Annotated in this window: 4 protein-coding genes and 3 pseudogenes; 1 reads left to right on the forward strand and 6 read right to left on the reverse strand. The window is 71.2% G+C overall.

Features of this window, described 5'->3' with window-relative positions; all coding sequences use genetic code 11:
- Positions 1–13 precede the first annotated feature (13 nt).
- The 6 genes and pseudogenes from JNW89_RS21010 to JNW89_RS21035 form a co-directional block, all read right to left on the reverse strand.
- Positions 14–1022 (reverse strand): annotated as a pseudogene (locus JNW89_RS21010) (LacI family DNA-binding transcriptional regulator).
- An 85-nt stretch (positions 1023–1107) separates the two neighbouring features.
- Positions 1108–2423, reverse strand: a pseudogene (locus JNW89_RS21015) (GH1 family beta-glucosidase); the annotation flags it as partial.
- Positions 2420–3253, reverse strand: coding sequence for a carbohydrate ABC transporter permease (locus tag JNW89_RS21020; protein ID WP_238450197.1), 834 nt, complete (start codon positions 3251–3253; stop codon positions 2420–2422). The pseudogene JNW89_RS21015 and the gene JNW89_RS21020, both read right to left, overlap by 4 nt.
- Positions 3250–4125: a carbohydrate ABC transporter permease gene (locus JNW89_RS21025; RefSeq protein ID WP_238450199.1), complete on the reverse strand. Its 876-nt coding sequence runs from the start codon at positions 4123–4125 to the stop codon at positions 3250–3252. The genes JNW89_RS21020 and JNW89_RS21025 overlap by 4 nt, the downstream gene beginning before the upstream one ends.
- A 183-nt stretch (positions 4126–4308) precedes the next feature.
- Positions 4309–5615 (reverse strand): annotated as a pseudogene (locus JNW89_RS21030) (ABC transporter substrate-binding protein).
- Between the two features lie 272 nt (positions 5616–5887).
- The gene (locus JNW89_RS21035) at positions 5888–6646 is read right to left on the reverse strand and encodes a maleylpyruvate isomerase family mycothiol-dependent enzyme (RefSeq protein WP_238450198.1); all 759 of its coding nucleotides are present in this window, start codon (positions 6644–6646) and stop codon (positions 5888–5890) included.
- Positions 6647–6716: 70 nt separating this feature from the next.
- Here JNW89_RS21035 and JNW89_RS21040 point away from each other — a divergent pair, with 70 nt between their 5' ends.
- On the forward strand, positions 6717–7808 hold the full coding sequence (locus tag JNW89_RS21040) for a UDP-N-acetylmuramate dehydrogenase (RefSeq protein ID WP_309140008.1): 1092 nt from the start codon (positions 6717–6719) through the stop codon (positions 7806–7808).
- Positions 7809–7916 lie beyond the last annotated feature (108 nt).

Genomic DNA, 7916 nt, shown 5'->3' on the forward strand with positions numbered 1-7916 from the left:
CCGCCGTGCCCGGTCAGGCGGACTCGCGCACCACCAGCTCGGTCGGCAGGATCACCGACTCCTCGATCGCCTCGCACGCGGCGAGCCGCAGCAACTGCCGGGTCATCTCCCGGCCCCAGCTCCACGATCTCCCAGCGCACCGTGGTCAGCGGCGGCTCGGTGTAGGCCGCCGTCTCGATGTCGTCGAAGCCGATCACCGCGACGTCGTCCGGCACCCGCCGCCCCGCCTCGCGCAGGGTCCGCAGGGCGGCGTGCGCCATCAGGTCGCTGGCGGCGAAGACCGCGTCCAGGTCGGGGTGCGCGGTGAGCAGTTGGTGCATGGCCGCCGCCCCGGACTCCCGGGTGAAGTCGCCGTACGCGACCAGCTCCGGCAGCCCGGCGGCGGTGACCGTCTCCCGGTAGCCGGTGAGCCGCTCGATGCCGGCGATCATGTCCTGCGGGCCGGCGATGCTGGCGATCCGGCGGCGACCGTTCTCGATCAGGTGCCGTACCGCCCGGGTCACCCCGCCGACGTTGTCGACGTCGACGTACGGCACCCGCGCGCCGTCGAGCGGGCGGCCGGCGCAGACCACCGGGATGCCGAGCCGGGTCAGGGTGCCGGGCAGCGGGTCGGCCCCGTGCAGCGAGGCGAAGAGCACCCCGTCGACGTGCCGGCCGGTGGTGTACCGCTCGACCCGTTCGTGACCGGCCGCCGACCCGGCGAGCATCAGCACCAACTGCTTGTCGGCCGCCTCCAGCTCCTGGGCCGCCCCGCGGATGATCCCCGGGAACACCTGGTCGTCGGAGAAGACCCGGGTGGCCTCCTCGGGCATGACCAGGGCGACCGAGTCGGTCCGCTGGGTGACCAGGCTGCGGGCGGCCAGGTTCGGCACGTACCCCAGCTCGGCCACGGCCCGGCGGACCGCCTCCTGGATCGGCTCGGCCACGGTGGTGGAGCCGTTGACCACCCGGGACACGGTCGCCCGGGACACCCCGGCCCGGCGGGCGACCGCCTCCAGGGTCGGTCGCTGCGCGGTCGTCATCCCCGTCACCACCACCTCGTCACAGCCCGTTCCGGGAGATCACCTCCTGGTACCACCGGGCGCTTGATTTCGGTGTGCGCCGCTGGGTCAGGTAGTCGACGTGGACGATCCCGAACCGCTTCCGATAGCCCTCGGCCCACTCGAAGTTGTCCAGCAACGACCATACGAGATAGCCGCGCAGGTCCACCCCCCGGGCGATGGCCTGGTGCGCCGCCCGCAGGTGCCCGTCGAGGTAGGCGATCCGGTCGGTGTCCATCACCTGGCCGAGACCGTCCGGGCCGTCGGCGCCGGGCTTGTCCGGGAAGGCGCCGCCGTTCTCGGTGATCAGCATCGGCAGACCCGGGTAGTCCCGGGCGATCCGCTCCAGCAGCCGGGTCAGCCCGGTCGCCTCGATCATCCACCCCATGTCGGTCAGCGGGCCGGTGGGCGGCAGGAACTCCACCACGCCCTCGGTGCCCGGGTACGCCCCGCCGCCGCCGGCGGCGTCCGGCCGGCCGGCGACGTAGGTCGGGGCGTAGTAGTTCACCCCGAGCAGGTCGGTCGGTGCGGCGATGAGCTTCTCGTCGCCGTCCCGGATGAACGTCGGCTCCACCAGCCGGCCGAGGTGCGCCAGCACGTCGTCGGGGTAGCCGGCGCCGGTCAGCGGGTCGAGGAAGATCCGGTTGTGCAGGCCGTCGACCAGCCGGGCGGCGGCGACGTCGGCGGCGCTGGCCGGGTCGGCGGGCTGCACGTCGGCCGGGTTGAGGGTGATCCCGAGGGTCGGCGCGCCGGCCGCGCGCAGCGCGCGGGCCGCCAGGCCGTGCCCGAGCAGGAGATGGTGTACGGCGGCGAAGGCTGCCCCCGCGTCCCGCTCGCCCGGCGCGTGCACCCCGTTGCCGTACCCGAGGTACGCCGAGCACCATGCTCGTTGAGCGTGGTCCAGGTGCGGACCCGGTCACCGAGCCGGCTGTGCACGGCGACGGCGTAGTCGGCGAGGTGCTCGGCGGTGTCCCGGTTGGTCCAGCCGCCCCGGTCCTGCAGGGCCTGGGGCAGGTCCCAGTGGTAGAGCGTGACGATCGGGTCGACGCCCCGGTCGAGCAGCGCGTCGGTGAGCCGGTCGTAGAAGTCCAGCCCACGGGGGTTGACCGGGCCGGTGCCGTCCGGCTGGATCCGGGGCCAGGCCACCGAGAAGCGGTACGCCCGCAGCCCCAGCTCGGCCATCAGCGCCACGTCGTCGGCGTACCGGTGGTAGTGGTCGCAGGCGACGTCGCCGGTGTGCCCCTGGAAGACCTTCCCGGGCGTACGGCTGAAGGTGTCCCAGATCGACGGGCCGCGACCGTCGTCGTGGACCGCGCCCTCGATCTGGTACGCCGCGGTGGCGGCGCCCCAGACGAAGCCCTCGGGAAAACGCAGCTCACTCACGCCTTGACCGCACCTTCCATGATGCCGCCGATGATCTGGCGGCCGAACACGATGAACACCAGCAGCAGGGGCAGGGTCGCGATGGCCGTACCGGTGAACACCTGCGACATGTCCTGGTAGTACCCGTCCGACAGAGCCCGCAGCGACAGCTGCACGGTCGGGTTCTCCGGGTCGTTGAGCACCGCGTACGGCCAGAGGAAGTCGTTCCAGGTGGTCATGAAGGTGAGCAGGCCGAGGACGGCGGCGGCGGGGCGCAGCGCGGGCAGCACCACGTTCCAGTAGATCCGCGCGGTGTTGCAGCCGTCCATCCGGGCGGCCTCGATCAGCTCGGTGCTGACCGCCTGGCCGGCGTACTGGCGCATCATGAAGACCCCGAAGCCGGTCACCAGCGCCGGCACGATCACGGCCGGCAGCCGGTCGTTCCAGTTCAGCTTCGTCATCAGCATGTACAGCGGGATGACGCCGAGCTGGGTGGGCACCATCATCGTCGCGATGATGATCATCAGCAGCGCGTTGCGCCCACGGAACCGCAGCTTGGCGAAGGCGAACCCGGCCAGGGTGGAGAAGAAGACCACCGAGACAGTGACCGACACCGCCACGATCGTGGAGTTCACCAGGCCGGTCAGGAAGTACGCGTCGGTGTTGGCGAAGAGCCGGGCGATGTTCGCGCCCAGGTTGCCGCCGGGGGTGACCGGGGGCGGCACCTCGCCCATCGCGTCGCTGGTGCGGCTGGCGACCACGAACATCCAGTAGATCGGGAAGATCGACAGGAGGGCGGTGAGGGTCAGTGCCGCGTAGGTGAGCCGGCCGGCCGACCAGAGTCGGGTCATCGGGATTCCTCCTTGCGCCCGCCGCCGCCGAGGCGGCGCAGGACCAGCACGTTGATGGCCGCGACCACCGCGATCAGCGCGAAGAGCAGCCAGGCGATGGCGGAGCCGTAGCCGAAGTTGTAGTGCGGCGCGAAGGCGTTCTCGAACATGTACATGGTCACCGTCTGCGACTCGCGCAGCGGCCCGCCCCGGATCGCGTTGGTGCCGGAGTTGAAGAGGCGGGGCTCGGTGAAGAGCTGGAGCCCGCCGATGGTGGAGATGATGACCGCGAAGATGATCGTCGGCTTGAGCAGCGGCACGGTGATCGACCAGAACTGCCGGGCCCGGCCGGCACCGTCGATGGAGGCGGACTCGTACAGGTCGCGCGGGATGGCCTGCATCGCGGCCAGGAAGATCAGCGCGTTGTAGCCCGTCCACCGCCAGTCGACCATGGTCGAGATGGCCACCCAGGAGGCGAACCGGTTGGCCTTCCAGTCGATGCCGTCGATCCCGACGACGTCGAGCAGCCAGTTGATCATGCCGAACTCGCGGCCGAAGAGCACGCCGAAGACGATCGCCACCGCGGCGGTGGAGGTGACGTTGGGGATCAGCACCGCCATCCGCCAGCCCGTCCGCGCCCGCAGGTGCCGGTTGAGCAGGTTGGCCAGCCACAGCGCGAGGAGCAGCTGCGGGACGGTCGAGATGACGAAGATGCCGAGGGTGTTGACCACCGAGTGCCAGAAGTCGGGGTCGGCCATCAGCTGGGTGTAGTTCTGCGCCCCGATGAACGTGGGGTCCACCCCGAGCAGGTCCCAGTCGTGCAGCGAGACCCAGAAGGTGTAGACCAGCGGGTAGATCCCGAAGACCGCGAAGAGCAGGAAGAACGGGGCGATGTAGAGGTAGGGCGAGTACCGGGTGTCGAACCGGGCGAGCGGTTGCCCCGGTTCGAGCGGGCGTGGCGCGGCGCCGGTACGACCGGGGGGCGCGCGTCGAGCTGGACGGCCATGCCGTGGACTCCTTCTCCGCCGGGCGGGCGGGACCGGCGTTGCCGAACCCGCCCGCCCGCCTGGCTCGGGCTACTTGGCGGCGGCCTTCTTCGCGTTGTTGACGGCGTCGTTCCAGCCCTGCTCGGGGGTGCGCTGGCCCAGCTCGACGGTGCGCACCGCGTTCTCCACCTCGGTGCGGACGGCCTGGTTCTTCGGGCCCATGTAGACCGGCTTCAAGCTCTTGGCGCCGGTGCCGAAGATCTTGCCGACCGGGGCGGCGGAGAAGTACGCGTTCGTCGAGTCGACGATCGCCGGGTCGTCGAGCGCCTGCGGCGACGACGGCAGCGGGCCCTTGGCCTTGAACGCGCCGATCTGGCCCTTGGCGCTGGTCAGGAACTTGGCCAGCTCGATCGCCTCGGCCTGGTGCTTGCTCTGCTTCGGTACGGCGAGGAATGAGCCACCCCAGTTGCCGCCGTTGCCGGGGACCTGGGCGATGTCCCACTTGCCCTTGGCGGCCGGGCCGGCGTTGCCCTCGATGACGCCGGTCATCCAGGCGGGGCAGGCGATGGTGGCGAACTTCGACTGCTTGAAGGCGGAGACCCACTCCTCCGACCAGGAGCCGTACTTGCCGGAAAGGCCGGAGTCGATGATGTCCACGGTGGTGTCGAAGGCCTGCTTCACGGCCGGGTTGCTGTCGACCACCAGCTTGTCGCCGGTGTCGTAGTAGCTGTAGCCGGAGGTGTTGCCGGCGGTCTGGAGCAGGATCGTGTTGAACGTGTTGGTCGCCGCGTCGAGGAAGGACGCCCCAGTGTTGGCAGCCTTGAACTTCTCGCCGGTGGCGATGTAGTCCTGCCAGGTCGGCCAGAGCTTGGAGACCTCGTCCCGCTCGGTGGGCAGGCCGGCCTTGGCGAAGAGGTCCTTGCGGTAGCACATCGCGATGCCGCCGACGTCGGTGCCGAGGCCGATCAGCTGTTTGCCGTCGGCGGTGAGCCCCTGGTTCCACTTCCAGTCGAGGAAGTTGCCCTTGAGGTCGGCGGCCCCGTGGTCGAGCAGGTTGACGAAGTTCTGCGGGTTGGCCTTGTACTCGACCAGCAGCCCCTCCTCGATGGCCACCACGTCGCCGGCGCCCTTGCCGGCGGCGAGCCACTGGGTGAGCTTCGGCGAGTACTCGTCGAGGTTGCTGCCGGTGCCCCGCTCGACGATCTTCACGTCGGGGTGGCTGGCCATGTACTCCTTGTAGAGCTCCTCGTAGCCGAACTGGCCGAACACGTCGACGGTCAGCGTGATCGGTCCGTCCTTGGCGGAGTCGTCCTCGCCGGCGCAGGCGGCGGTGCCGAGCAGGGCGGTGGTGGCCACCAGGGCCACGCCGCCAGACGGCGGCGCGAAAAGGTACCCATCTTCCTCGGATTCCTCTCAGGTCAATCGGTGGTGGAGCGGGTGGACCTGCTGGTGAGCGAGCCGCAGCCAGGGTCCTGACGCGATCGTGAGGGGCTGAGAGAGCGCTCTCACGCCAGCGTTGCGGCTCACTGGACCGGTGTCAAGAGAGCGCTCTCTCGTCGCGTCCGAGCCGTGACCTGACGACCCCCGGATACGCGAAGAGTGGCCATTCGCGGGGAATGGCCACTCTTCGCGGAGAGCGCAGGGTGGGACCGGGAGGTCCGGCGCGGGGTCAGCCGGTGCGCAGGCCGTCCAGGAGGGTGCGGTCGCCGGTGACGCCGAGGGCGTCGTACCCGATCCGACCCCAGAGGGCGAGCAGCAGGTCGCTGGCGGTGCCGGTGACCTGGACCCGGGCGTGGTGGTCCTCGTGGCCGAAGACGGTGGCGGTGTCGAGCAGGGCCACCCCCTCGCCGCGCAGCCGCAGGTACCAGTCCTGTGCGGCGTCGGTCGCGGTCAGCTGCACCACCCCGTGCCACTGCCCCGGCACCGCCCGGCGCCCGGCCGGCAGCCAGGTGTCCAGCACCTCGCTGATCCCGTCCGCCGCGAGCTTGGCCTCGATCGGCTCACCGGCGGCGATGGCGAGCTGGGCGTCCCAGCGGTGCACCGCCGTCTCGTGCGCCATCCGGCGCGGCCAGAAGCCGGCCTTCTTCGGCTGCGGCGCCCAGTTCCACGCCGGCGCCTCCGGGTCCAGGGTGTCGAAGAGGGTCATCAGCTGGTCGTACCCGTGCTGCCACAGCTGGAGTGGGGTCACCCCGCTGGGCAGCTCCGGGCGGTCCCGGCGGGCCGGCTGGGCGGTCTCGCCGGAGCCGACGAACGAGTGCACCCAGTGGTAGATGCCGGCGAGGTGCAGGGTGAGGTCGGCGACCGTCCAGCCCGGACAGGACAGCACCGGTGTCTCGGGCGGCGCCTCGGCCACCGCGGCGGCGAACGCCGGGCCGTCCACCCGGAGCGCCCCGATCCAGAAGTCCTTCGTGCCGTGCAACCTGCTCATCGCAATCCTCCCGGGGGTGACCGGGCCACCAGTGGGTGCCGCGGCTACCCCTCAGCCTAGGGTGAGAGGCGTGTCAGACGTCTACGCCCAGCCGACAACCGGAGCCGACCCCGCCGACCCGGCCACCCTGGCGAGATACACCACGCTGCGCCTCGGCGGCCCCGCCGGCCGGCTGGAGACCGCCACCAGCGCCGAGGAAATCGTACGAACCGTGCGCCAGGCGCGGGAGCGGGACGAGCCCGTCCTCATCCTCGCGGGCGGCAGCAACGTCGTCGTGGGCGACGAGGGCTTCCCCGGCACGGTCGTGCTGGTCCGGTCGCGGGGGCTGCGGGTGGTCGCCGAGGACGCCGACACCGTCACCGTACGGGTCGAGGCCGGCGAGCCCTGGGACGACCTGGTCGCCGCCACCGTGGACAACGGCTGGTCGGGGCTGGAGTGCCTCTCCGGCATCCCCGGCTCGGCCGGCGCCACCCCGATCCAGAACGTCGGCGCGTACGGCCAGGAGGTCGCCGAGAGCATTACCGGCGTCCAGGTGTACGACCGCGCCGACGACAGCCTCGGCCGGGTCGAGGCGGCGGACTGCGGCTTCGCCTACCGGTCCAGCATCTTCAAGTACAGCGACCGCTGGGTGGTGCTCTCGGTCGACTTCCGGCTGCACCGCTCGACGCTCTCCGGCCCGGTGCGCTACGCCGAGCTGGCTCGGGCGCTCGGCGTCGAGGTGGGCGACCGGGTGCCGCTGGCCGACGCCCGCGCGACGGTGCTGAAGCTGCGCGCCGGCAAGGGCATGGTGCTCGACGCCACCGACCCGGACACCTGGTCGGTGGGCTCGTTCTTCACCAACCCGGTGCTCGACCAGGAGGCGTACGAGCTGCTGCGCGAACGCGCCACCGACCTCGGCGAGCCGCCCTCCTGGCCCTGCCCGGGCGACATGGTGAAGGTCAGCGCCGCCTGGCTGATCGACAAGGCCGGCTTCGCCAAGGGCCACCCCGGTCCCGAGGGCACCGCGATCTCCAGCAAGCACACCCTGGCCCTGACCAACCACACCGGCACCGCCAGCACGGCGGCCCTGGTCGCCCTCGCCCGCGACATCCGCGACACGGTCCACACCCGCTTCGCCGTCACCCTCCACCCCGAACCCGTCCTGGTCAACTGCACCATCTGACCCCCACCGGCAGCCCTCCGCCGCCCGCCGCCCCGCGCCTCGGTGATCAAGAAGTTTGCGTCTCCAGCGCGGCCATTCCTGACCAGAACTTCTTGATCACGCGCGGGG

Source organism: Micromonospora sp. 4G55 (assembly GCF_016803375.1).